The following is a 23,619-nucleotide window of genomic DNA, read 5'->3' on the forward strand; positions in this document are numbered from 1 at the left end:
ATTGGCCGGGAGAGCGTGCCTCAGCCGGTGGTGCTGGTCTCCCGCAGCGAGCTGGAGAAGCCCATTGAATCCGGGCAGGAGGTCAAGCTGAAGGTCACCTTCCAAAACCTGAGCAACACTAAGCTGAAATCCCCTGTAGTCACCTTTACCCCCTCCGATGGTCTTCTGCTGGAGAGCGGCACTTCTTCTTTCCCCCTGGCGGACATTGCCGGAAAAAAGAGTGTCAGCCTGGAGATCACGATCAAGGGCGCCAGCGCTATCCCCTCCCCCGCCCAATCTTTAGGCGTGGATCTGAAGTTCAACTACTACAACAACGTCTCCACCGTTCAGGGTAATGTTACCGACAAGATTTCCATTCCCGCCATTGGCCGGGAGAGCGTGCCTCAGCCGGTGGTGCTGGTCACCCGTTCCACCCTGCCCCATCCTCTGGCCGTGGATGAGACCGCAACCATCACCCTCCGTTTCCAGAACACCAGCTCCACCCCGCTGGTCAAGCCGGTGGTAGCTGTCACTCCCTCCGAGTCCCTGATGATCCTCAACGACGCCGCTACCTTCCTGCTGCCTGACATCCAGCCCGGTAAAACCGCTACCCTGGACGTACAGATCCAGGTGGCCCGGGGCAACAGCAGTACCAGCCAGACTCTGAGCACCGAGCTGAAATACGGCTATGACAACGGCGGTATGATGACCCAGGCCTCGGTGTCCGACAAAGTGGTGGTACCCACCCAAGCCAAAGAGACTGTGCCCCAGCCGGTGGTGCTGGTCACCCGCTCGGCCACAGGCAAGCCTATCTCCGCCGGTGAGACTCTGCCGGTCACCCTCACCTTCCAGAACGCCGGCACCACGTCCCTGGTCAAACCGGTGGTGTCTGTCACCACCTCCGAGTCCCTGATTCTGATGGACCCCACCTCCACCTTCCTGCTGCCTGATCTGGCCCCGGGAAAAAGCACCTCCATCTCCGTCAAGGTACAGGCTACCAAGGAGCTCTCCTCCACCAACCAGTCCCTGAACACCGAACTGAAGTACCTCTATGACAACGGCGAAACCATGACCCAGGCCACTTCCTCCGACAAAGTGAACATCGCTGCCAACGCCTCCTCCAAGTCGGATACCTCCGTGCCCAATGTGGTGGTACGCAGCTATTCCTACGGCGAGAGTTCCGTACCCTCCGGCAGTTCCTTCCCTCTGAACTTTACCTTTGAGAACACCGGCGCCGTGCCCATCTCCAACGTGGTAGTCACCGTGGACGGCGGAGAGACCTTCACCATGGACGCCAGCACCAACACCTATTTCTACAAGGCTCTTGCCGCCGGGGCCAGCCAGAGTCAGGAGATCCCCATGCGGGCCGTACCCACCGGCAAAAGCGGTGCGCAAGGCCTGACCCTCTCCTTCAAATATGAATATGTGGACGGTGAGAAGCGCACCCAGGCCAGCTCCGACGTAAAGCTGTCCATCCCCGTCTACCAGCTCGACCGCTTCCAGATCAACGCCCCCTCCGTGCCGGAAACGGTATCCATGGGGGAGGAGACCGAGCTGCTGCTGACTTATGTCAACAAAGGCAAGGATGATCTGGCCAATCTGGAGGCCACGGTGGAGGGTGAAGGGGTGGATACCCCCGCCCGCACCCAGTACCTGGGCAACGTCACCGCAGGCGCTAACGGCAACATTGGCTTTGCTCTTACCCCTAACACCGAGGGAGACGTGAAGGTGGTGCTGAAGATCACCTACGAAAACGCCGACCAGCAGGTCCAGACCCGGGAATTCCCTGTCACCCTCCATGTGACCGCTCCCCCGCCGCCGGAGGATTTCCCCGACGACTTTGATCCCGACATGGACGAAGGCGGGTTCCCCTGGATGACTGTGGGACTGGCCGCCGGAGCGGTGGTGCTGGCCGGCGGCGGAGGACTGCTGATCTGGAAAAAGAAAAAGGGCGGTAAAACCGAAGAAAACAGCTGGGACGACTGGGATGATACCCCGCCTTCCAACGAGGGGGAATAAGCCATGAAGCAAAAAGATATGCTGCGCATCTGCCTGCAAAACCTGATGCGCCGCAAATCCCGTACCTTCCTCACCGTGCTGGGCGTCCTCATCGGCTGCTGTTCCATCGTCATCATGGTCTCTCTGGGCATCGGCATGAAGGAGGCCCAGGACAGGACACTGGCGGAGATGGGTGATCTGACCATCATCACGGTCAACGCCCCCCAGGGCGGCCGGGGCAAGGTCAAGCTGGACGACCCGCTGCTGCGGCGGCTGAAGGCCCTGCCCGGCGTGGAGGCCCTCACCCCCAAGCTGTCCCTGGAGGCGGACTCCATCCGTCTCATCACCGGAACAGGAAAACGCTATATCGCCGATTGGACCACGGTAGTGGGCGTGGATACCGCCGCAATGGAGCAGATGGGTTATCATCTCACTGCCGGCGTCCTGCCTAAGCGGGAGGGCGAGATCCTGACCGGCCAATACCTGGCCTACAGCTTCAAGGACACCCTGCGCCCGGAGGGCCGCAACATGATCGACCGCTGGACCGGCGAATTTGACGACACCGGCAAGCCCGTGGACCCTCCGCCCCCCTATCTGGACCCGCTGAAGCAGCCCATAACCATGGAAATCCAAACTCAGAATGGGAAAATAACCCTGCCCTTTAACCCGGTAGGCGCGGTAAAGGAAGACTACTCCAAAGGCAGTGAAACCTCCGAAGGGATTCTGCTCAATATGCCCGACCTGCTGAAGCTGATGGAAAAGACCCAGGGCCGCAAGGGCAAAAAGCCTGCCTATGACTCCATCATGGTCAAGGTCAAAAGCATCGATCAGGTGGAACCGGTGGAGCGGGAGATCAAGTCCATGGGCTATCCCACCGAATCCATGGAGAGCATCCGCAAGCCCATGGAAAAGGAGGCCCGGCAGAAGCAGATGATGCTGGGCGGTCTGGGCGCCATCTCCCTGTTCGTGGCCGCTCTGGGCATCACCAATACCATGATTATGTCCATCTCGGAGCGCACCCGGGAGATCGGCATTATGAAGTCCCTGGGCTGCTACGTCACCGACATCCGGATCATGTTCCTCTCAGAGGCCGGGGCCATCGGCCTCATCGGCGGACTGATCGGCTGTGTCATCAGTTTTATCGCCTCGGTGGCCATCAATCTGGTCTCACTGGGGCCATCCATGGAAAATCTCCTGCCCGCCATCGTGGGCGGCGAGACCGTGACCCGGGTCTCGGTGATCCCGCCCTGGCTGCTGCTCTTCGCTATCCTGTTCTCCATTCTCATTGGCCTGGGCTCCGGCTATTATCCCGCCAACAAGGCGGTACGCATACCCGCCCTGGAAGCCATCAAGAGTGAATAATAAATAACAGCCTCCCGGCAATGTGAACAGCACCCCAATTGTTAGACAGTATGGTATACTACTAACGAATGGGGTGTTGTTTTATGCCAAAAGGGAACCGTTGGTTCCGGCAAAATCGGAAGCGTCATTGACAATGGCTGCGCCCTGGCTTTTGAAAAACTCGTAGAGTTCCAAGTCTGCCTGTGCATAAACCGGATTTCTCAAAAGCTGGGAAAGAAAACTTCGCACTAAAGATTTTTCGTAAACCTTAATGCCTTGCTTCTCAAAGTAACGGGTAATATCCCCAAAGGACGTTTCCGGCTCGGAATACATCTCAAACATCACCATGCCTCAGGGCGTCCTGCTGCAGAAGCTGCTGGATGTGGGCGAGAAGCGGCTGGAACTGATGGACCGCCAGGGCATCTCCCAGGCTGTCCTCAGCTGTTCTCCCGGCGCGGAGGAACTGCCCATTGCAGACAGCATCGCCGTCTGCCGGGCCACCAACGACGCCCTGTATCAGCTGACCCGCCGCCATCCCGACCGTTTCCTCGGCAGTGCTATCCTTCCTGTGGGGGATGTGGATGCCGCGCAGAAGGAGCTGGAGCGGTGCGTGAAGGAATACGGTTTTGTCAGCTGGCATACCCACTCCAACTACGGTGATACTTCCGCTGACCATCCACGCTATCGCCCCCTGTTCCACAAGGCGGCGGAGCTGGGCGTCTACGTCTACCTCCACCCCCAGCTGCCCAAGGGCCAGCGATACGAGGGCTTCGGCTTCACCTTTGCCGGTCCCGGCCTTGGCTTTACCGTGGATACGGTGACTATGCTGCAAGGAGACCTGGCTGGTGGCCATCACCACCGGTATGTTCCAGATCTGCTCCCTGGGCGTGGTGTCCCAGATGGTGCTGCGCAACATGGAGCTGGGCTTCACCCGTGAGCAGGCCACCTTCACCCTCTCCCTGGTGGCCTGTATCGGCCTGGTGGGCTCCTTCTTCGTGGGCTATATGGACGAGCGTCTGGGTACCAAAAAGTCCATGGTGTTCTTCGGCATCTGGTACGCCCTCTCCCTGCTGGCCAACGCCACTGAGAACACCATCCTGGTCTACGTCTCCATCTTCATGATCGGTATGTCTATCGGCGGCTCCGCCAACTTCACCACCTCTCTGGTTACCTCCGTCTACGGCCGCCAGGGCTTCAGCAAGGTCAACTCCGTGATCTTCCCCATCCAGGGTGCTGTCTCCGCCCTCTCCTTCGTGGTCAATGGCGTGGTGTCCAACATCACCGGCGGCAACCTGCTCTATACCTATATCATCTTCGCCGGTGTGTCCATCGTCTCCTCTCTCATTGTGCTGGTCATCGACGAGCACCGCTTCAACCGGGACTGGCAGCAGGGCCAGAGCTCTGCCCGTTCCTGATCCCTCCTACTCCCCTCATCTTGTCCGTACAGACGGACCATTCCCTCAAAAAGGCCCGCCGCAGGCTGTTGCACCTGCGGCGGGCCGCTTTTTGTCTTATGGGTTGAAAGATAATTCCGCACTCAGCCGGAGATGGAGTTCTTCCCGGTTATCCGGGGTGATGAGGCATAGCCGTGCCCCCGGCAGGGAGCGCACTCGGTTTAGGAAGGGCGTTTTCGCCGGCTTGACGGCGGCCAGGATCAGACTGCTGCGGCACATCAGATCCGCCACCGCCTGCTGGAAGCGGGGGGCCTCCTCCTCCAGTACCCCCAGCTCGTCCAGCACCGTCACCCCTCCCGGAGGAATGGCCTCCAGCCACACCGCCGCCCGCTGGAAGGCCTCCGGAAAGGCACGCCGGGGCTGTCCCGGCAGCCGCCGCCCCACCCGGTTCTCGTCTCCGTATCGAGGCGGCTGCCCCATTGGGTGGATGTAGATGGAAAAGCCCTCCCCCTCCGCCTCCTTTCGGGTCCAGAACCCCCGGGCCTCCGGGAGCCGCTCGCCCAACAGGCGGCGGATCAGGGTGGTCTTGCCCACGCCGATCTCACCCTGAATCAGCAGGATCATTCCGCCCCACCTCCATAATATTTGGCGGTGTGGTAGGCAAACAGCCCCTGGAGCATGGAGGTGATGTTGCCGGTGGACACCGAGGCCCCGGTGACCGCGTCGGCGTCCACCCCGGCGATCTGCGTGCCGTAGCCCTCCCAGGCGTCCAGGTCCGCCTTGGTGGCCTTGACCAGCATCTGGACAAAATGCTCATCCATATACTCCTCGGTATACTCGGCAATGTAGTAATTGGGGTTGCTGTCCCCCCATAAGCCCTGGTTGTTGCCGAAGCTGATGGCCCGGATGGCGGCGTCCTCCGGGTCGTCCTTGTTGTTGAGCAGCTCCACATAGGCCACCGACATATAGTTGACGATGGAATCCCGGCAGGTGCAGGAGGGGAATGCCACCTGATAGCTGGTAAAGGTGGAGTTGCTCTGCTCAAAGAGGATCACCGCCGTCTCCTGGCTGTCCGCCCCGCCGGATGCATAGTGGGTAAAGGTGAAGGTGGGAAACTTCTCCTCCGTCCGGACGTTTTCTCCGCCTCCGCAGCCGGACAGCAGAAGCAGCAGGACCAGCACTGCCGCCGCCCCCCGCCTCATGTTCCGTCCTCCAGGGGATGGAGCCGGTCAAAGTCCAGATAGGCGTAATCCGCCCGCCAGGTGGCGTAGATCTTCTCCCCGTCGGCGTCCTCGGGGTAGATCACCAGCTCCTGGGCGTGGTCGCCGGTATAAGTCCAGTTGGCCCCCACGTTGTACAGCAGCTCCGGGTCCCAGCCCAGGTAGATCAGCAGCTCCTTCATCATGCCCGCGTAGCCTCCGCCGCCGCACATGAGGAAGATGGCCTGATCCTTGGGGAACAGCTCCTCCAGGATCAGCTCCGACTCCTCATACAGGGGCCTGGCCTGGGCCACGGTGCCGTCCTCCGCCCAGGTCACCTCATAGAGGCACTCCCCCTCATAGCCGCCGGACACCGGCAGGGTCTGGAGGGTAGCCAGGTAGGGATAGGGCACAATGCGGAAGCCCTCGATGGTGCGGGTCAGGTCGGCCTCCCCGCCAATCTCACTGTAGTTGGCCGGATCGAAGAGCAGCCGCACGTCCCGGTAGGCCACGTCCTCCCGGCCCAGATACTGGTCGATGGTCTCCATATTGATGTTGCTGTCCACCCCGAATGGGCTGTCCCCCATGGGCTCCGGGGGTGGCAGGGCAGCCTGCCCGCCTCCGGAGCAGCCGGACAGGCACAGACACAGGGCCAGCGCCGCCCCACACACACGCTTGCTTCTCATTTCCACATCCTCCTTTGACCGGCAAGGGCCGGGGGCAGTCTCCGCCCCCGGCCCTGTTGGTCCCAGATCACTGGGCCACGATCTCCACCACCAGCTTGCAGTAGGCTTTGGAGGAGGTCTCCAGGCAGGGCGCCACCCAGACGGTGCCCTCCTCGCCGGTCTCCTTGTCCTTCTCGATGGCCAGCAGGGTGTACTCGCTGTCGGCGCTCTCCAGATCCAGCTCGGTCTCGTAGCCGTCATTGGCCACCGCCTTCACGCTGGTGTAGCCCTCCGCGCCGCAGGCGGCCAGCACATCACTGAGCCGATAGCCGGTGTAGGTGGAGGTGGAGGTCTCCCCGGCGCTGTTGGTGACGGTGGCATCGATCTTGTAGATGCTCAGCCCCGCCAGGGTATCGTTGGTCACCTCCGTGCCGTTCACCAGGAAGGAATAGGGCGCAAACTCCACCTTGTCGGTGCGGTCCTGGATCTCGGGCACGCCGCCGGTCTCACCGCCGGATTCCCCGCTCTGAGCGGGCTGCTGGGTCTCGCCGCCGTCCACGGCGATGGCCACCATGCCCTTCAGGTAGTCGCCGGTGGTGCCGGAGGAGCAAGGGGCAAACCAGGGGGAGCTCTTGAACTGCTCTCCGTCCTTGGAGATGGCCACCAATGTGGTGGGCGCGGCAGCGGTAGCCTGATCCACCTCCACCTCGTAGCCGTCGTCTGCAGCGGCGGTGACGGTGGTATAGCTCTCCACACCGGCGGCGGCCAGCACGTCAGACAGAGCAAAGCCCACATAGACGCAGGTGGATTCGGTCCCGGCGCTGTTCACCGAGGTGGCCTGGACCTGATACACCGGATACTCCGCCATGGTCTCGTTGGTGATATCGGTGCCGCCCACGTTGATGGTGAAGGAAGGAATGGTAACTCCCTTCACTTCCTCCGCCGTGGGCTCCCCGCCGGTCTGGGGGCTCTCCACCACCGGCGTAGTGCCGGCGGGAGTCTGGGTGTCGGGCGTTCCGGTCTCCCCGCCGCAGGCGCACAGCACCAGCAGCATGGCGAGGGACAGCAGCAATGCGGTCATTCGTTTCATTTCCATCTCTCCTTTTCTATTCTCATCCCAATGGGAACGAGTACCTGTCAAAGAGGCGGGTAGAGGCACACCCGCCGGCCCAGCTCCTGGTTGTAGCGCACCAGCAGCTGGGTGTCATAGATTTGCCGCAGCAGCTCCTCAGTGAGCAGCTCCTCCGCCGGTCCGGAGCGCAGACAGCCCTGGCGGTCCAGCACTGCCGCCGTCCCGCCCAGCAGGATGGCGTGGTCCGGATTGTGGGTGGTGACCACCGTGGCGTAGCCCTCCTCCGACAGACGGCGGACCATTCGCAGCACCCGCAGCTGGTTGCCGAAGTCCAGGTGGGCGGTGGGCTCGTCAAAGAGCACCACCTTGGGGTGGCGGACGATGGCCCGGGCCACGGTGGCCTGCTGCCGCTCGCCGCCGCTGATGTCGGTGTAGGGCCGGTGGGCCAGATGGGAAAGGCCCATGGCCTCCAGTGCCTTTTCCGCCTCCCGCCGGTCCTCCGACCCCGGCCGGGCCAGGGGTGAAAGGAGGGCCGCCCGGCCCATGAGTACAAACTCCAGCACGGAGTAGTCAAAGACCGGGGTGTGGTTCTGTGGTACATAGCCCGCCAGCCTGGCGATCTCCCGCTCGCTCATGGCGGTGATGTCCCGCCCGCACAGGCGGACGGCCCCCGCCCGGGTGGGCAGCAGTCCCATCATGCAGTTGAGGAGGGTGCTCTTGCCCGCGCCGTTGGGGCCCAGCACCGTCAAAATCTCCCCCTCCTTCAAGGTGAGACATACCTGCTCCAGCACCGGGGGACCGCCGGGGTAGGAAAAATTCAGATCATGGATTTCATAGAGCATGGCCCGCCCTCCTTTGCCGCCACAGCAGCCAGCCGTAGAAGGGGGCCCCCACCAGTCCGGTGAGGATGCTCACCGGCATCTCCTCCGCCCCGATGGTGCGGGTGAGGGTGTCCACCACCAGCAGGAACAGCCCGCCCAGCAGGGCGGACACCGGCAGCAGCCTGGTGTGGCCCGGCCCCGCCAGCATCCGGCCCAGGTGTGGAATGGTAAGGCCCACCCAGCTGATGGTACCTGCCAAGCACACCGATGAGGCAGTGAGAAGGGTGGCGCACAGGATCACCGTGCCCCGCACCGCGCTCACCGGCAGGCCCAGAGCCCGGGCTTCAGTCTCTCCCATGGACAGCACGTCGATGCGCCAGCCCATGAGGATGAGCACCACCGCCGGGACAAGCAGGAAGGGCAGGGCGGGCAGCAGGTCCTCCAGGGCCAGGTAGTTGAAGCCTCCCATGGTCCAGTAGGTGATGGCGGCCAGCTGGGTCTCCGGGTCGGCGGTGTATTTGAGAAAGCCCAGCAGGGAGGACATGGCCGACCCCACGATGATGCCCGAGAGCACCAGCATCAGGTTGGCCCGGCTGCGCAGCAGCAGGGGCAGGGCCACCGTCAGGCCCACCGCCAGCAGGCCGCCGGCAAAGGCAAAGAGCTGGATCCAGCCGCTGGTGAGGGAGAGGAGGATGGCTGCCGCCGCCCCCACGCAGGCGCCTCCCGACACCCCCAGAAAGTCCGGGGAGATCAGCGGGTTTTGGAACACGCCCTGGTAGGCCGCGCCGGAGACCGACAGGGCGGCCCCCACCAGAATGCTGGCCAGGATGCGGGGAACCCGCAGGCCCAGCACCACATTGGAGGTCATCTGGTCGGCGGACCCGCCGCCGGTCAGGGCCCCCCACAATACACTCAGGCTTTCCCAGGGAGTCACCGGATACTTTCCCACACACACCGCCAGCACCGCCCCCACCGGCAGCAGCACCGCCAGCAGAGGGATGAGCCATGGATTTCTTTTCCGTCCCCTCATGTCAGCGTATACCCCAGATAGTCCGCATCAAAGGTGCGGCCGAAGAGGAAGGTATAGTAGTCCTCAATCTCCGCCTCCAGTTTCTGGGTGGAGAAGGAGTCCGGATACATGGTGTGGAGCATCCAGAAGGTACCCAGCACACTGGCCACCCCCGGCATATCCCAGGTGTCGATACGGGCGGGAATCTGGTACACCCGCCCGTCCTCCACCGCCGCCAGGGCGCTCCAGGCCGGATCGGTAAGCAGTTCCTCCGGCGTATAGTCCAGAGCCGCCGAGCTGGTACAGAAGAGGTACTGGGGGTCCCAGGAGAACACCGTCTCCACCCCCACGTTCATCCAGTTGCTGTCGTTGGTCACCTGGGCGGAGACGCTGATGCCCCCCGCCTTTTCGATCATCCAGGACTGGAGCATATCCCCCCCGGCAATACGGCCCGGCTCGCTGCCCATCACCAGCGCGGTGACCCGCTCCTCCTGGGGGATGTCGGCCACGATCTCGTCGATGGTCTCAAATTTGCCCTCCATCCAGGCGATGACCTCCTCCACCCGGTCCTCCCGGCCGAAGTAGGTCCCCAGCAGCCGGAGGGTCTGGTAGATTCCCTCCAGGTCCTCCCCGGAGATGCACACCACGTCGAGGCCCAGCCGCTCCACCGCCTCCACCGTCTCGCTGTCATTGGCCCGGTGGACCAGCACGGTGGCCCCGCTGGCCGCCAGGGCCTCCAGGTCCACCACGCCCCGGCCCACCGTGCCCGCCTCGTCCAGGGCGGGCACCGCGTCGGTCCAGAAGGAGGACTTGGCATTGACCGCCACCACCTGCTCCGACAGGCCCAAAGCCACCAGGAAGGGCACCGCCGTGCCGTACACCGAGGCAATCTTCTCCTCCGCCGGTTCCTCCGGCAGGGCCAGGGTCCGGCCCGCGCCGTCGGTAACGGTCTCCCCTGTGGGAGCGGGAGACTCCTGGGACTGGCCACCGCAGGCGCACAGGTTCAGGGTCAGCAGCACCGCCAGCAGCAGGGCGCAGAGTGATTTTCCGTTATGCTTGGTCATATCCGCTCCCTCCTTATCCGATGGGGCCGCTGCCCGGCACCGTTACCACCAGTTTGTTGAAATACTTCACCGACGCCCCCTGCACCGTCTCGGCTATGATACGCAGGGGCCCGCTGCTGTTGCCCGCAGTGCCGGTATAGCCCTCGTGGCTCTCCTCGTCCACCAGGGGCGCGCCGTTGATGGCGTAGGCAATGATGATCTTCTTCCGCTGGCCCTCCGGGTCCAGCACCCCCTGCTCCAGTCCGTCCATGGCAAAGACGCTGAGCAGGTCATTTTTATAGCCGTCGGAGGCATAGGCCGTCACCGACACCGGCTGATCAATGCCGGGCACCTCCCCCGCCTCCTGGAGCACCAGGCCCCACAGGTCGATGCCCTCGCAGGTGCCCAGCTCCAGCACGGCGTAGTCGTCCCGGACGATAAGGCTGTCCATGGTCTCCAGCTGTTCCACCGTATAATCCCGGGTCCACTCGTGGTCGTCGTTGCGGATGGTGAGGGTCATGGTGTCGTCCAAAAACTCGCTGTACACATCGCTCATGGCGTGGCTCCAGGTATCCACCTGGTTGGCCGACACCTGGATGGACACCACATTCTCCACCCACAGTTCCCCGTTTTCCGCGTCCTCCCCGTCCATGGGCACCACCAGTTTCAGGGGACCGCCGGTCTCCTCCGTCAGAGGGGCTCCCCCCTGTCCGTCCACCGGACCGGTACCATAGGCCAGCAGAGCGCACACCGGCTGCTTCTCCGGAGCGGCGTAGTTGGTGTAATTGACCCCCTTCAGCAGGGACAGGGGCAGGGTGACGCTGGTGCCGTCGGCGGAGGTCACCGTCACCTCCCCGGCGTTGTTGCACAGTCCCGCCTCGGTGAGCAGCTGATACACGGGGATGCCCCGGTACCGCTGCTGGGTCAGGCCATCCTGATCCAACAGACTGAAATCCATGGTCTTGGCCTGGGTCTGGCGACTCTCCAGCTCCGCCACGGTGAGGGTCAGCTCCTGGGTCAGGCCGGGGCCGGACAGGGTCACGGTCCGGTCCGCCAGAGCGGCGGCCTCCCCCTCCAGATGAGCGTATGGGTCCGGCTCCAGCTCCACCCGAATGGAGGTGACACCGCAGATCTGCCGGGCCTCCGCCTCCCCTTGGGCGGGCAGCAGCACCGTCAGCGGGCCGCCCTGGTTGTCCACCCAGTAGGTGGCCGGGTCCTGGCTGTCCGTGGGATACAGGGGCAGGCTCTCGGTGTAGCCCTCATCTCCCGCCGCCCCCACCAGGGGCGCGCCGTTCTTGGCAAAGGCCAGCATGGGCAGCAGGCCGCTCTTGCCGGTGGCGCTGTTATAGCCGGGCAGGAACAGGTCCTCCAGAGACACGGTGACCTCCTCCCCGCCGCCGGAGAAGGTGACGCTTCCCACCGTCCCCGGCAGGCCGGCGTAGTCCATCAGCAGATATTCCAAGCTCACGCCCTCGTAGACGTCGGACTGGTCGGGCTGGTCGGGCCGCTGATAGAGGTCCTTCACCGACGCGGAAGCCCGGTCGGCCCCCTCGCCGTAGACCAGGTTTTCCACCTGGCCCACCGACAGGGTGCGCTCCAGCAGCTGCTTGTCCGCCTCGTCCACCACCTCCAGCCGGACGGATTCCTCCGCCAGGGCACGGCAGTCCGGGTCGTCTGCGTACAGGTGGGTCTGATAGAGTACGTCCTCCCCCACGATGACCTGGCTCACATATTGCACCTGGTTGGAGCCGTTGGCGTGGTTGTACTGGGTCTTTCCGAACACCACCCGCATGGGGCCGCCGCTGTTGGCCAGGCCGGACAGATAGCCCTCGTCCCCCCGGTCCACGGTGTAGGGGTAGCGGTTGACGCCGTAGGCCAGCAGCACCGGGTATCCGGTATCCACCAAATCGGCGTTGGTGGGCACATAGCTGCCGTCCCCGGGGTCGGCGGCGTTTTTGTTGTAGAAGCCGAAAGCGTCCGGGTAGGACAGGGCCTCCACCGAGAAGGACTCGGGAGACAGGCGGCCGTCGGCGGCCTGGAAGGTAACGATGGTGGTGCGGGACTCCGCCCTGCCCAGCTCCTCGGCGGTATCCATGCCCAGGTAGCACAGCAACCGGTACAGGTCCAGCCCCTCATACTCGTTTACATACCAGTAGGCGTTGTTGGCCAGGCTGTAGCTGTCCCGCCAGCCCAGTCCGCCCTCCTGGGGCTCCCCATTCTCATCGTAGCGCACCAGGGCCTCCAGCTGGGACACCGTCAGGTCCAGCTCCGCCCCCAGGGCGTCGCCCCGGAAGGTGAGGATGTACTCTCCGTAGTCGGCGCTGCCGTAGGGGCCGCCGTCGTGCTTGTAGCCCGGCTCCTCCCCCTCCCGGACATAGAGGTAGGCCACGTTGGAGAAGGTCTTATAGTCCCCCTCCGCCTCCCACCGATCCAGATCGTACACCAGCCGGAGGCAGCCGTCCTCGTTGTCCAGCTCGTCCACATAGCCCAGGGAGTGCTCCCCCTCCGCCTTGGCGTCAAAGACAAAGGGGGCAGCCAGGGAACCGTCGGTCTTGCCCACCCCGTAGGCCAGCAGGATGGGACGGCCCTCCTGGCTGGCCTGGGCCACCTGGTCCAGCGGAATGACGGCCAGGGTGTTGCGGTTGCAGTCCTTCAGTTCCACATGGGTGGCGGTATCGGTGAGGAAAATGCCGCTGTCCCCGCCCGTCATCTCATAGAGCACAGTATACAGGTCCACGCCCTCGTAGATCCGCACGCCGCTGCTGTCCTCGTAGGCCCCCCGGAAAAGGCCCTCCGTCCGGTTCTCCAGTTCCCGGATGGACAGGGGCGTGGAGGACACCACCCCCGGTCCCTCCAACGTCAAAGTGGCGCCGGTGATTGCGTCTATATTGTAGGGCAGTTTCTCATCCTCGGTGACGCCGCCGTTGGTGATATGTTTGTACTCCGAGGTGGAAAAGTCAATGGTACTATTGTCAATGTCGGGCAGTTCCTCCCGGCAGCCAGACAGCATTACCGCTGCCAGCAGCAGCATCCCCACCAGCCAGATCCGCTTCATACCAAACCCTCCCCCAACGAAAAAGGGCCTTTGTCACTGCGCAATTCCACAGCGGTCTTCCGCTGCATCTGCATCTCGACAAAGGTCCCATCCATATACCAGTCTCCTTTGCAAAACGAAAGGTCCCGGAAATTAAACTCATTGTATCATTTCATTTTTTGTTTGTCAATGTTACCCTCTCCTCCCGTTTTCGGGAAGTCCCACGTGCACCGCCCCATTCTTTCCTCAACAGATGGGTACGGTTTCATCCACATTCCCGGAGACCTCCAAAGGCAATTTGACCGCTTTCACAGAAAAAATAAAAAAATAAGACACATGACCTTTTCTTTTGTAGGAATGTAACGATATAATACAACCAAGGAGGTGCAGTCTTGTGGATATTTTTAAGGAGCTCCCTCCACAGAAACGAAGCTACATGGAGTTTCTGTTCCGGAACTGTACCGAAGAAGTCAAATACTACATGACCCTGATCGATATAGAGGCAGACCGGACCTTTATTAAGGCCGGCACAGAGTGTACTCATATCTTTGTGATCCTCTCCGGCAAGGTGACCGGCGTGGAGTGGCCCATGCACGAGCGGCCCTATTCCTTCAAGGATTTCGGGCCGGGGGACTTCTTTGGCGAAATCGAGTGTTTCGCCGGACTGCCTCAGTACCGCATCAGCATTGTGGCATCCACCAAATGCCGGGTGCTCTCCATTCCGGCAGACGCCTATATGGACTGGATGCGGATGGACGTGGACGCCCTCTTTCTGCGGACCCAGGAGAATATGCGCCGGCTCATTACCCAGACCGCCGAAGCCCGGAAGTATCTCTTTATGGAGGGCAAGGATCGGCTGATGGTCCATCTGATCCGCAAATTCGAGCAGCGTATCCCTACACCCCAGCAACTGGAGCTGAAGCAGACCAGGGCTCAGATCTCGGACGAGATTGGCTTTTCCGTCAAGACCCTGGACCGCAGCATTCAAAAGTTGGAAGAGCTGGGCCTGATCCGGGTCCAGCGAGGCAAAATCATCATCACCGAGGACGGTTACCGACGCATGAAATCTCACATCGAGCATCACGTCAACGGCTGAATCCAGGCCCAGACAATCAACTGACAGACAGGAGGAACGCGCCATGTATGTAGGAAAGAAAGCCACCCGTGTGGACGCCTATGACAAGGTCATCGGGCGCACCAAATATACCGACGATCTGTGCGACAAGGGCGCCTATGTGGCCCAGGTACTGCACGCCACCATCGCAAACGGCCGGGTCAAGTCCATCGACACTTCCGCGGCGGAAGCCATCCCCGGCGTGGTCAAAGTCTTTACCTGCTTTGACCTGAAGGAGAAGCACTACTTCCCCACCGCCGGACACCCCTGGTCCACCGACGAGAGCCATCAGGATGTAGCCGACCGGCTGGTACTGACCGAGCGGGTCCGCTTCTACGGCGACGACATCGCCGCGGTGGTGGCGGAGGACGAGGTGTCCGCCGCCCAGGCACTCCGGGCCATTAAGGTGGAGTATGAGGAGTACCCCTTCGTGCTGGATGTGCTGGAGGCCATGAAGGACGGCGCTCCCCAGCTCCACGAGGCCTACCCCAACAATATCCTCAAGCACACCACCATCCGCAAGGGCAACTACGAGGAGGCCATCAAGGAGCCCGGCCTCATCAAGGTGGAGGGCTGGTACGAGACCCCCACCGTCCAGCACTGCCACATTGAAAACTTCATCTGCTACGCCGAGATGAACGGCGACCGGATCAAGATCGTCACCTCCACTCAGATCCCCCACATCGTCCGCCGGGTGGTGGGTCAGGCTCTGGGCATCGAGTGGGGCAAGATCCAGGTCATCAAGCCCTACATCGGCGGCGGCTTTGGCAACAAGCAGGATGTGCTCTACGAGCCCCTGTGCGCCTGGCTGTGTATGCAGCTGGGCGGCCACCTGGTGAAGCTGGATGTGCCCCGTGAGGACACCTTCGTCTCTACCCGGGTGCGCCACGCCATTCGCAGCCACATCATCTCCTGGGTGCGGCCCGACGGCACCTACGCCGCCCGCAAGCTGGAGGCCTTCTCCGATCAGGGGGCCTACGCCTCCCACGGACACAGCATCTGCGCCAAGGGCGCCGGCGCATTCCCCCAGCTCTACCCCTGCGACAACGTGGAGGTGGACGCCTACACCGTCTTTACCAACAAATCGGTGGCCGGCGCCATGCGGGGCTACGGCATTCCCCAGGCCATGTGGGCCGCCGAGTGCCACACCGAGGAGGTTGCCGCCAAGCTGGGTATGGACCCCATTGAATTCCGGCGGAAGAACCTGATGCCGGTGGGCTATACCGATCCCTTCTCCAAAAACGAGCTGTACGCCGACACCTTCAATCAGTGTATGGACAAGGGCATGGAGGTCACCGACTACCTGCGGAAATATAAGGCCTACCAGAACCAGACCGGCGACATCCGCCGGGGCATCGGCATGGCAGTGTTCTGGTACAACACCGCTGTGTGGCCCATCTCTCTGGAGACCTCCTCCTGCCGGATGGTTCTCAATCAGGACGGCTCCCTCCAGGTCCAGGTGGGTGAGACTGAGATCGGCCAGGGTGCCGACACCGCTTTCTCCCAGATGACCGCCGACGTGGTGGGCGTTCCCCTGGACAAGGTTCATGTGGTGTCCTGCCAGGATACCGACGTCACCCCCTTCGGCACCGGCGCTTACGCCTCCCGCCAGACCTATACCGCCGGCTTTGCCATCCGGCAGACCGGCGCCCTGCTGAAGGAGCGCATCCTCAATTACGCCCATGAGCTGACCCGGATGCCCCCCTACAACCTGGACATCATCGACGGCAATATCGTCCGCGTCACCGACGGCCGGGTGCTGATGACCCTGGGCGACCTGGCCACCGAGGCCCTGTACAGCCTGACCCACAGCCAGCACCTCACCGCCGAGAGCACCGCCCAGATCAAATCCAACGCCTACTCCTTCGGCTGTACCTTCGCCGAGGTGGAGGTGGATATCCCCATGTGCAAGGTGAAGCTGCTGGATCTGGTCAACGTCCACGACGCGGGCACCATCATCAACCCCGCCCTGGCGGAGGCCCAGGCCCACGGCGGCATGAGCATGGGCATCGGCTTCGGCCTGTCGGAGAAGCTGCTTTTCGATCCCAAGAGCGGCAAGGCTTTGAACAACAACCTGCTGGACTACAAACTGTCCACCTTTATGGACCACCCCCGGCTGCGGGCCTTTTTCGTGGAGAATCCCGAGCCCACCAGCGCCTTCGGCACCAAGGCCCTGGGCGAACCGCCCACCTGCTCGGTGGCTCCCGCCATCCGCAATGCGGTCTATCAGGCCACCGGCGTCTTTGTGAACGAGGCGCCCGTCAATCCCCATATCCTCTTCCGCCGCTTCAAGGAAGAGGGACTGATTTGAAAGGAGGCTCCCGGCCATGTATGATATCAAAGCCCTTTACGAGGCAGAGAGCGTAGTTCATGCCGTCCAGCTGCTGCTGGAACATCCCGAGGCCCAGATCATTGCCGGAGGCAGTGACGTGCTGGTCCAGATCCGGGAGGGCAAACGGGCCGGCAAGGAGCTGGTCAGCATCTACGGGCTGGACGAACTGCGGGGGGTGTCCTTTGAGGAGGACGGCGCCATCCGCATCGGCTCCCTCACCAGCTTTTCCCACATCACCCGGGACCCCATCATCCAGGCCCATATCAACGTACTGGGTCAGGCGGTGGACCAGGTAGGCGGCCCCCAGATCCGCAACATCGGCACCATCGGCGGCAACACCTGTAACGGCGTCACCTCCGCCGACTCGGCCTCCACCCTGTTCGCCTGGGACGCCATCATCGAGATCACCGGACCGGAGGGCGTGCGGCGCATTCCCATCCAGGACTTCTACATCAAGGCCGGTCAGGTAGACCTGCGCCCCGGCGAGCTCCAGACCGCCATTGTCATCCCCAAAGCCGCCTATGAGGGCTACGAGGGCCATTACATCAAGTACGCCATGCGCAACGCCATGGACATTGCCACCACCGGCTGCTCGGTGAATGTGAAACTGTCGGCGGACAAGAGCACCATGGAGGACGTCCGCATTGCCTACGGCGTGGCGGGACCGGTTCCCATGCGGGCTGTCACCGCTGAGGCATATGCCAAAGGCAAGCCCACCACCAAGGCAGAGATCAAGTCCTTTGCCCAAACCGTGCTGGAGGACATCAATCCCCGTGACAGCTGGAGAGCCGCCAAGGACTTCCGCCAGCACATTGCCGTGGCACTGGCCGAGCGGGCCCTGACCGAATCCATTCGTCTGGCAGGAGGTGTGATCCATGAGTAATCAGTATAAACTGGTCCGCTGCACCATCAACGGCAAGCAGGTGGAGAAGATGATCGACGTGCGGGCCTCCCTCACCGATATGCTGCGGGACGACTACCGGCTCACCAGCGTCAAAAAGGGCTGCGAGGTTGGCGAGTGCGGCGCCTGCAATGTGCTGGTCAATGGGGAGTGCTTCAACTCCTGCATCTATCTGGCGGTGTGGGCCGACGGCAAGGAGATCCTCACCCTGGAGGGGCTGGCCGGTCCCAACGGTGAGATCTCCGACATCCAGCAGGCCTTCATCGACGAGGCTGCCGTCCAGTGCGGGTTCTGCACCCCCGGCTTCATCATGAGCGCCGCCGAGATCCTGGAGTCCGGCAGAGAGTACTCCGACGATGAGATCCGCAAGCTCATGTCGGGCCACCTGTGCCGGTGCACCGGATATGAGAATATCTTCCGGGCGGTGAAAAAGACCATGCTTCGCCGCCTGGGCAAAAATGCCGAGGCCGACGCCGTGTAATCCTATTGTCCCACAGCCAGGTATCCCCTGATTCCTATGTTGCGCCCCTTCGGTCCTGTTGATTTGCCATAATGTTTCTGAAACAGTTCGGCCTCAGACCGAAGGGGTTTTTTACACCCTTTTGTGCAAAAAAATATGTATTTGAAATAATTATTTTTTATTTTGCAAGTGAGGTGTCAAGGATGGAAAACAAGGAAGCACAAGTCAAAACCGTCAGTGAAGACAACATCTACCGACTGAACGGGCGGGTCCCCCTGTCCAAGGCCATCCCCTTTGGCCTGCAGCACGTTCTGGCCATGTTTGTAGCCAACCTGGCGCCGGTGCTCATCGTGTGCAGCGCCGCCGTCGTGCGGGGAACGGATTCCCATCTCACTCCCGCGGAGATCACCCAACTGCTCCAGTGCGCTATGTTCGCCGCCGGCATCGGCACCTGTTTACAGCTCTATCCCATCTGGAAGATCGGCTCCAAGCTGCCCATCGTCATGGGTGTCAGCTTCACCTTCCTGGGCAGCCTGCTCATGATCTGCACCAATCCCGCTCTGGGCTATGAAGGTATGGTGGGTGCCGTCATCTTAGGCGGTATCTTCGAGGGTCTGGTGGGTTTAAGCGCAAAGTATTGGAAGCGCTTCCTCACCCCCGTGGTGTCTGCCTGCGTGGTCATCGCCATCGGTCTGTCTCTGCTGTCGGTGGGTATGGACTCCTGGGGCGGCGGCAATGGCGTGGCCGACTTTGGCGCCTGGTACCATCTGGCTATCGGTACCTTTACCCTAGTGGTGTGTCTGGTGTCCCGCTACTGCCTGAAGGGCGTCTACAAGAACCTGAACATCCTGGTGGGTCTGATCGTGGGCTATCTGGCCTCCGCTATTCTGACTGTGACGGGAGTGGCCCCTATGGTGGACTTTTCCGGCATCCAGAAGACCATCGGCGAGGTCGGTTTCTTCAGCCTGCCCAAGCTGGTGTTCTTCACCAGCCATACCCCTGTTTTTGACATCGGCGCTTTCTTTACCATCGCCATCGTGTTCCTGGTCTCCGCCGCGGAGACCACCGGCGCCACCGCCGCTGTGGCTCAGGGCGCGCTGGGCCGCGAGCTGAAGATTGAGGAGCTCCAGGGCTCCCTGGCGGTGGACGGTTTCTCCAGCTCCATCTCCGGCTGCTTTGGCTGTCTGCCCCTCACCTCCTTCAGTCAGAACGTAGGCCTGGTGACCATGACCGGCGTCATCAACCGCTTCACCATCCTCATGGGGGCCCTCATCCTGATTCTGGCCTCCCTCTTCCCCCCGCTGGGCGCTTTCTTCAACTCCCTGCCCCAGTCGGTGCTGGGCGGCTGTACCGTCATGATGTTCGGCTCCATCATGTATGAGGGCATCAAGATGCTCAAGGAGTGCGTCTTCAACGACCGCACCATGATCATCGTCTCCCTCTCCTTCTGCATCGGCATTGGCCTGACCCAGACCTCCGGCAACTTCTTTGCCGCCTTCCCCTCCGCCGTGGGCGACATCTTCAACGGCAACGCCGTGGCCGGCGTGTTCGTGGTCTCCCTGCTGCTCAGCCTGATCCTCCCCAAGGACAAGACGGAAGAGACCTCTGCAAAAAAATAATTGCCTCCATTATAGATGGGGACCGCACACGAATGTGCGGTCCCCGTTTGACCTTCTTGTCTTTTTTTCAAAAAGCCGGTATGATAGCGGCAGGAAAATACCGCAGAGAAGAGGGACAATTATGACAGACCGGTACATTGCCTTTGACGTGGAAACCCCCAACTACGCCAATAACCGCATGAGCGCCATTGGTATCACCGTTATAGACAATCGCACTGTGGTGCAGGAGTATTACTCACTGGTAGACCCGGAAGCTCATTTTGACGCCTTCAATGTTTCACTGACGGGGATCACACCGGAGATGGTAGCAGGAAAGCCGGCCTTTCCGGCGCTGTGGCAGGAGATCAGGCCCATCATGGAAAGCGGCCTGCTCATCGCCCATAACGCACCCTTTGATCTGTCGGTGCTGGCCAAATGTCTGAGGGACTACGGCATCGTCTGGCAGCCCACAGTCCCCTACGCCTGCACCTGTCAGATGAGCCGCCGTCTGCTCCCCCAGCTGCCCAACCACAGGCTGAATACCCTGTGTGACTATCTGGCCCTGGAGCTGGACCACCATCACGCCGGCAGCGACAGCCGGGCCTGCGGAGAGGTGCTGCTCCGCTGCCTGAACAACGGCGGTAAAATAGCACCTTTTATCCGTACTTACGACCTTCTCCGCGTCCGCACCCTCTCTTCAAGATCCACTTAAAATTGCAACACCCCCGGAGATAACCTCCGGGGGTGTTGTTGTGGTTCAGGAGTTAGGTGGGGGACCAGGTCAGGGTATTGCTGCAGCTGATCATGGTAACGATGATGCCCAGGATGATACCGGGCAGATAGGGGTTGTTGGTTGCCCGGTAGATCTTGCGGGAGATGATGGCCGCCACAGGCAGGACCACCAGCATGGGGAAGAGCCAGACCACCTGCATATTGGCGCCTCGGAACATCAGGTCCCCGCCGGCAAAGAAGGGCAGGTACTGCATCAGCAGCAGGACCACCGCGGGAAGGACCGCGGCCACCGCCACGATGGTGGTGTTGATCCAGCGATGCTTGCCGCCGATGTCATTGTAGTTGAAGCAGTTGAGCGCCACGGAGTTGCCCACATAGTAGACCAGGAAGAATACCGCATAGGGGAACACCGCCACAGCAACCTTGTCAACCGCAAAGGTCTTGACGGCCAGTACCCAGATGCGGAAGTCCGCCTTGAAGAAGTAGTCGGTGAAGAACACGCAGCCGAAGGCTACGCAGATCACAATGGCAGCCAGCAGGATGGTCTTGCCCAGCTGGGGCAGGGAGATCCTGACACCGACTTCTTTCAGGTTCAGGCCGTTCTTCTTTCCAAAGGCGAAATAGCTGACCACCATGCTCAGGATGGCAAACAGGCCGCAGGCCGCCGCCCACAGGCACACGCCCCAGGGGGAACTCTGAGGCCAGCCGTCATAGAATACGGTAAAGGTCTTGGCATTGAGCATAATGGGGATGTACACAGCAGACCCAAAGATGGCACCCAGGAGCAGGCTGCCCCAGAACCATGCCTTGCCCTTGCCGGAGACCGTTCTGGGCGCTACCGGCTCTTCTCTGCCCAGGCTGGCAAAGAAGGGAGTCTTCACCATCAGCAGAGTGAAGCAGGTAATGAACATACCGAAGCCGATGAGACCCACCAGATTGAAGGCCTCTTTGACCTGCCAGATCTGATCGTCGGCAGGAAGCGGATTGGGCGCGCCCAGGGTCTCCTCAAAGAAGCTGATAACGGCGCTAGTAGCCCGCTGGCTGAAGTGGGCCCAGGGATGGGTGATGGCAGGGTTGTAGATCACGCGGACAGCTTCCCGTCCATCGATGGTCTCATAGTACACCGTATCAGCCTGCCGCAGCTCCTGGCCCGTGGGATCGGTACCAAAATACAGGAAGGACTGAGCATTGTTGTACTGCACGTAGTCCTTGGGCAGGGTGGTATTTCCATTTTCATCGGTATCCTGCATAAAGAACTCATCGTACTGGGCTGCCATGATACCCGCGTCACGGCTGCCATAGATATTGGTCCAGGCGCCGTCAGCATCCACATAAGTAGCATCGGCACAGTTGAGCAGCACGGCGGAAATCAGCTGTTCCTCTGCCTGATTATCCAGCTCGATAGCAGCGTTGCAGGACATACCGCCCATGGAGTGGCCGGTGATGCCGATACGGCTCTTGTCCACATAGGGCAGGTCGGCCAGCACCTTTACCGATTGATACAGGCCGGAGGTCACCAATCCCACGTTGTTTACGTTATCCGACTCACCGTGAGAAGGCATATCCTGCGCCAACACCACATAGCCCCGACGGGCCAGCTCCACGAAGTTGGCGTCCTGCATTCCCTTATTGTTGTACATACCATGGCTGGTAACGATGCCGGGAGCGGGATTTTCCGCTGTGGCCCCGTCAGGAATGAAGAGCCAGCCATCCATGGCGAATCCACCGTCCGTTTCCCAGTGGAGTTCCTTGATGGTAATGCTGCCTCCGCCGGTCTGGATCACCATGGTAGCTACCGCGCTCACCAGCATCAAAATAATAGAAATACATAGGATAATCGCAGTTTTCCTTGTCTTACTTTTGGACATTGAGACAACCTCCTTTTCCTACTCAAAGCATACCTCTGATGAATCCTCTTTTCCTGCACCCCCTCAGCACAAAAAAACACGACCGTCCTTCCGACAGTCGCGCTTCTCAATCACTCATGCGCATATCAAATTAAGTTACTGTACTAAAGCCGTTTTCAACATACCAGATGCACGAGTGACTGTCAAGTAGTCTAGATATTTTTTGTCAGTTTTGTATAAACTGGGCATATCAATTTTGGTTCTCTCTGCAAAATTTGATTTTTCCCGCCTCCTCTCTTGCATTTCTGGTTTCAGCCTGTTATTATGAAACTGTCCTCTGTGCAGAAGAGTGATAGAGTGCGCAAGGCAGCCAGCGGTTGCTTTGCGCATTTTTATGTCCTCCCGCTGTATGGGAGCCGAAACGAGGCGATGACCATGAATTGCACAAGCTTACTGGAGCTGCTGGCCGATGGGCCGGTTATCGCCGCGGTAAAGGACGACGCCGGACTGGAGGCCGCGCTGGAAAGTGATGTGGCTGTACTTTTTCTACTCTACGGTGATATCCTGACCATCGGCGAAAAGGTAGCCCGCATCCATCAGGCTGATAAGAAGGCCTTTGTCCATCTGGATCTCATCGACGGACTATCCGCCCGGGAGATCTCCGCCGACTTTATTGCCCGGTATACCGCCGCCGACGGTGTGATCTCCACCAAGGCCGCCCTTACCAAGCGGGCCAGAGAACTGGGGCTGGTGGCCATCCAGCGGGTCTTTTTGCTGGACTCCATGGCCCTGAAGAACGTGGAGCGCCATTTCTCCCAGGAATCCGCTGACTTAGTGGAGGTACTGCCCGGCCTGATGCCCAAGATTATCCGTCAGCTGTGCCAGACCACCGGAAAGCCCATCATCGCCGGCGGTCTGATCTCCGACAAGGAGGATGTAACAGGCGCCCTGGGCGCCGGAGCGGTGGCGGTTTCCTCTACCAACCCCGCCGTCTGGGCCATGTAAAATCAGATACCGTTGTTTCCGGAGTATGAGAGTGAAACAAAGCGGCCCCGCCGGGGCGGCTTTGTTTTGCTCTTT

Annotated in this window: 21 protein-coding genes and 1 pseudogene; 11 read left to right on the plus strand and 11 right to left on the minus strand. The window is 61.2% G+C overall.

Annotated features, from left to right (window positions below; translation table 11 throughout):
- Both B5F94_RS16460 and B5F94_RS10045 read left to right on the plus strand, forming a co-directional pair.
- Positions 1 to 1,998 (plus strand): COG1361 S-layer family protein (locus B5F94_RS16460; RefSeq protein ID WP_087329863.1); only part of this gene is annotated, 1,998 nt, incomplete at its 5' end.
- A 3-nt stretch (positions 1,999 to 2,001) separates the two neighbouring features.
- Positions 2,002 to 3,339, plus strand: coding sequence for an ABC transporter permease (locus B5F94_RS10045; protein WP_087329865.1), 1,338 nt, complete (start codon positions 2,002 to 2,004; stop codon positions 3,337 to 3,339).
- A gap of 96 nt (positions 3,340 to 3,435) precedes the next feature.
- On the opposite strand, the pseudogene B5F94_RS10050 reads toward B5F94_RS10045, so the two are convergent.
- Positions 3,436 to 3,663: pseudogene (locus B5F94_RS10050) on the minus strand (recombinase family protein); the annotation flags it as partial.
- A gap of 1 nt (position 3,664) precedes the next feature.
- Here B5F94_RS10050 and B5F94_RS10055 point away from each other — a divergent pair.
- Both B5F94_RS10055 and B5F94_RS10060 read left to right on the plus strand, forming a co-directional pair.
- A complete protein-coding gene (locus B5F94_RS10055) occupies positions 3,665 to 4,255 on the plus strand; it encodes an amidohydrolase family protein (RefSeq protein ID WP_087329867.1) in 591 nt (196 codons plus the stop codon).
- The gene (locus B5F94_RS10060; protein WP_242965652.1) at positions 4,164 to 4,733 is read left to right on the plus strand and encodes an MFS transporter; all 570 of its coding nucleotides are present in this window, start codon (positions 4,164 to 4,166) and stop codon (positions 4,731 to 4,733) included. Before B5F94_RS10055 ends, B5F94_RS10060 begins: the two co-directional genes overlap by 92 nt.
- Positions 4,734 to 4,829: 96 nt before the next feature.
- Here B5F94_RS10060 and B5F94_RS10065 read toward each other — a convergent pair whose 3' ends face one another.
- The 8 genes from B5F94_RS10065 to B5F94_RS10100 form a co-directional block, all read right to left on the minus strand.
- Positions 4,830 to 5,336: a nucleoside-triphosphatase gene (locus B5F94_RS10065; RefSeq protein WP_087329869.1), complete on the minus strand. Its 507-nt coding sequence runs from the start codon at positions 5,334 to 5,336 to the stop codon at positions 4,830 to 4,832.
- Complete coding sequence (locus B5F94_RS10070; protein WP_087329871.1) at positions 5,333 to 5,914, minus strand: hypothetical protein; 582 nt, start codon at positions 5,912 to 5,914, stop codon at positions 5,333 to 5,335. The genes B5F94_RS10065 and B5F94_RS10070 overlap by 4 nt, the downstream gene beginning before the upstream one ends.
- A complete protein-coding gene (locus tag B5F94_RS10075) occupies positions 5,911 to 6,597 on the minus strand; it encodes a hypothetical protein (protein WP_087329873.1) in 687 nt (228 codons plus the stop codon). The genes B5F94_RS10070 and B5F94_RS10075 overlap by 4 nt, the downstream gene beginning before the upstream one ends.
- Positions 6,598 to 6,664: 67 nt before the next feature.
- Complete coding sequence (locus B5F94_RS10080; protein ID WP_087271022.1) at positions 6,665 to 7,666, minus strand: hypothetical protein; 1,002 nt, start codon at positions 7,664 to 7,666, stop codon at positions 6,665 to 6,667.
- Between the two features lie 47 nt (positions 7,667 to 7,713).
- The gene (locus tag B5F94_RS10085) at positions 7,714 to 8,490 is read right to left on the minus strand and encodes an ABC transporter ATP-binding protein (RefSeq protein WP_087329875.1); all 777 of its coding nucleotides are present in this window, start codon (positions 8,488 to 8,490) and stop codon (positions 7,714 to 7,716) included.
- Positions 8,480 to 9,499, minus strand: coding sequence for a FecCD family ABC transporter permease (locus tag B5F94_RS10090; RefSeq protein WP_087329877.1), 1,020 nt, complete (start codon positions 9,497 to 9,499; stop codon positions 8,480 to 8,482). The genes B5F94_RS10085 and B5F94_RS10090 overlap by 11 nt, the downstream gene beginning before the upstream one ends.
- The gene (locus tag B5F94_RS10095) at positions 9,496 to 10,542 is read right to left on the minus strand and encodes an ABC transporter substrate-binding protein (protein ID WP_087329879.1); all 1,047 of its coding nucleotides are present in this window, start codon (positions 10,540 to 10,542) and stop codon (positions 9,496 to 9,498) included. Before B5F94_RS10095 ends, B5F94_RS10090 begins: the two co-directional genes overlap by 4 nt.
- 13 nt (positions 10,543 to 10,555) lie before the next feature.
- Positions 10,556 to 13,576, minus strand: coding sequence for a molybdopterin-dependent oxidoreductase (locus tag B5F94_RS10100; RefSeq protein WP_087329881.1), 3,021 nt, complete (start codon positions 13,574 to 13,576; stop codon positions 10,556 to 10,558).
- A 373-nt stretch (positions 13,577 to 13,949) separates the two neighbouring features.
- Between B5F94_RS10100 and B5F94_RS10105 the strand changes: the two genes are divergently transcribed.
- The 6 genes from B5F94_RS10105 to B5F94_RS10130 all read left to right on the plus strand — a co-directional run bounded on the left by B5F94_RS10105 (position 13,950) and on the right by B5F94_RS10130 (position 20,672).
- Complete coding sequence (locus tag B5F94_RS10105) at positions 13,950 to 14,651, plus strand: Crp/Fnr family transcriptional regulator (RefSeq protein WP_087187527.1); 702 nt, start codon at positions 13,950 to 13,952, stop codon at positions 14,649 to 14,651.
- 43 nt (positions 14,652 to 14,694) lie between these two features.
- Entirely contained in the window at positions 14,695 to 16,980 is a 2,286-nt protein-coding gene (gene xdhA / locus B5F94_RS10110; protein ID WP_087329883.1) for a xanthine dehydrogenase subunit XdhA, read from the plus strand.
- 16 nt (positions 16,981 to 16,996) lie between these two features.
- Complete coding sequence (gene xdhB / locus B5F94_RS10115) at positions 16,997 to 17,884, plus strand: xanthine dehydrogenase subunit XdhB (protein WP_087329885.1); 888 nt, start codon at positions 16,997 to 16,999, stop codon at positions 17,882 to 17,884.
- Complete coding sequence (xdhC, locus tag B5F94_RS10120; RefSeq protein ID WP_087187530.1) at positions 17,877 to 18,383, plus strand: xanthine dehydrogenase subunit XdhC; 507 nt, start codon at positions 17,877 to 17,879, stop codon at positions 18,381 to 18,383. Before xdhB ends, xdhC begins: the two co-directional genes overlap by 8 nt.
- Before the next feature lie 182 nt (positions 18,384 to 18,565).
- Positions 18,566 to 19,981, plus strand: coding sequence for a uracil-xanthine permease family protein (locus B5F94_RS10125; RefSeq protein ID WP_087329888.1), 1,416 nt, complete (start codon positions 18,566 to 18,568; stop codon positions 19,979 to 19,981).
- A gap of 121 nt (positions 19,982 to 20,102) precedes the next feature.
- On the plus strand, positions 20,103 to 20,672 hold the full coding sequence (locus B5F94_RS10130; RefSeq protein WP_087329890.1) for a 3'-5' exonuclease: 570 nt from the start codon (positions 20,103 to 20,105) through the stop codon (positions 20,670 to 20,672).
- 52 nt (positions 20,673 to 20,724) lie between these two features.
- On the opposite strand, the gene B5F94_RS10135 is transcribed toward B5F94_RS10130, so the two are convergent.
- Together B5F94_RS10135 and B5F94_RS10140 are read right to left on the minus strand one after the other, a co-directional pair.
- Complete coding sequence (locus B5F94_RS10135) at positions 20,725 to 22,560, minus strand: alpha/beta hydrolase family protein (protein ID WP_143383279.1); 1,836 nt, start codon at positions 22,558 to 22,560, stop codon at positions 20,725 to 20,727.
- A gap of 135 nt (positions 22,561 to 22,695) precedes the next feature.
- Positions 22,696 to 22,929, minus strand: a complete 234-nt coding sequence (locus B5F94_RS10140; RefSeq protein WP_087271048.1) for a hypothetical protein — start codon at positions 22,927 to 22,929, stop codon at positions 22,696 to 22,698.
- 45 nt (positions 22,930 to 22,974) lie between these two features.
- On the opposite strand from B5F94_RS10140, the gene B5F94_RS10145 reads away from it, so the two are divergent.
- Positions 22,975 to 23,544, plus strand: a complete 570-nt coding sequence (locus tag B5F94_RS10145) for a glycerol-3-phosphate responsive antiterminator (protein WP_087187535.1) — start codon at positions 22,975 to 22,977, stop codon at positions 23,542 to 23,544.
- Positions 23,545 to 23,619 lie beyond the last annotated feature (75 nt).

The sequence above is a fragment of the Flavonifractor sp. An4 genome (genome assembly GCF_002161755.1).
Lineage (GTDB): Bacteria > Bacillota > Clostridia > Oscillospirales > Oscillospiraceae > Flavonifractor > Flavonifractor avicola.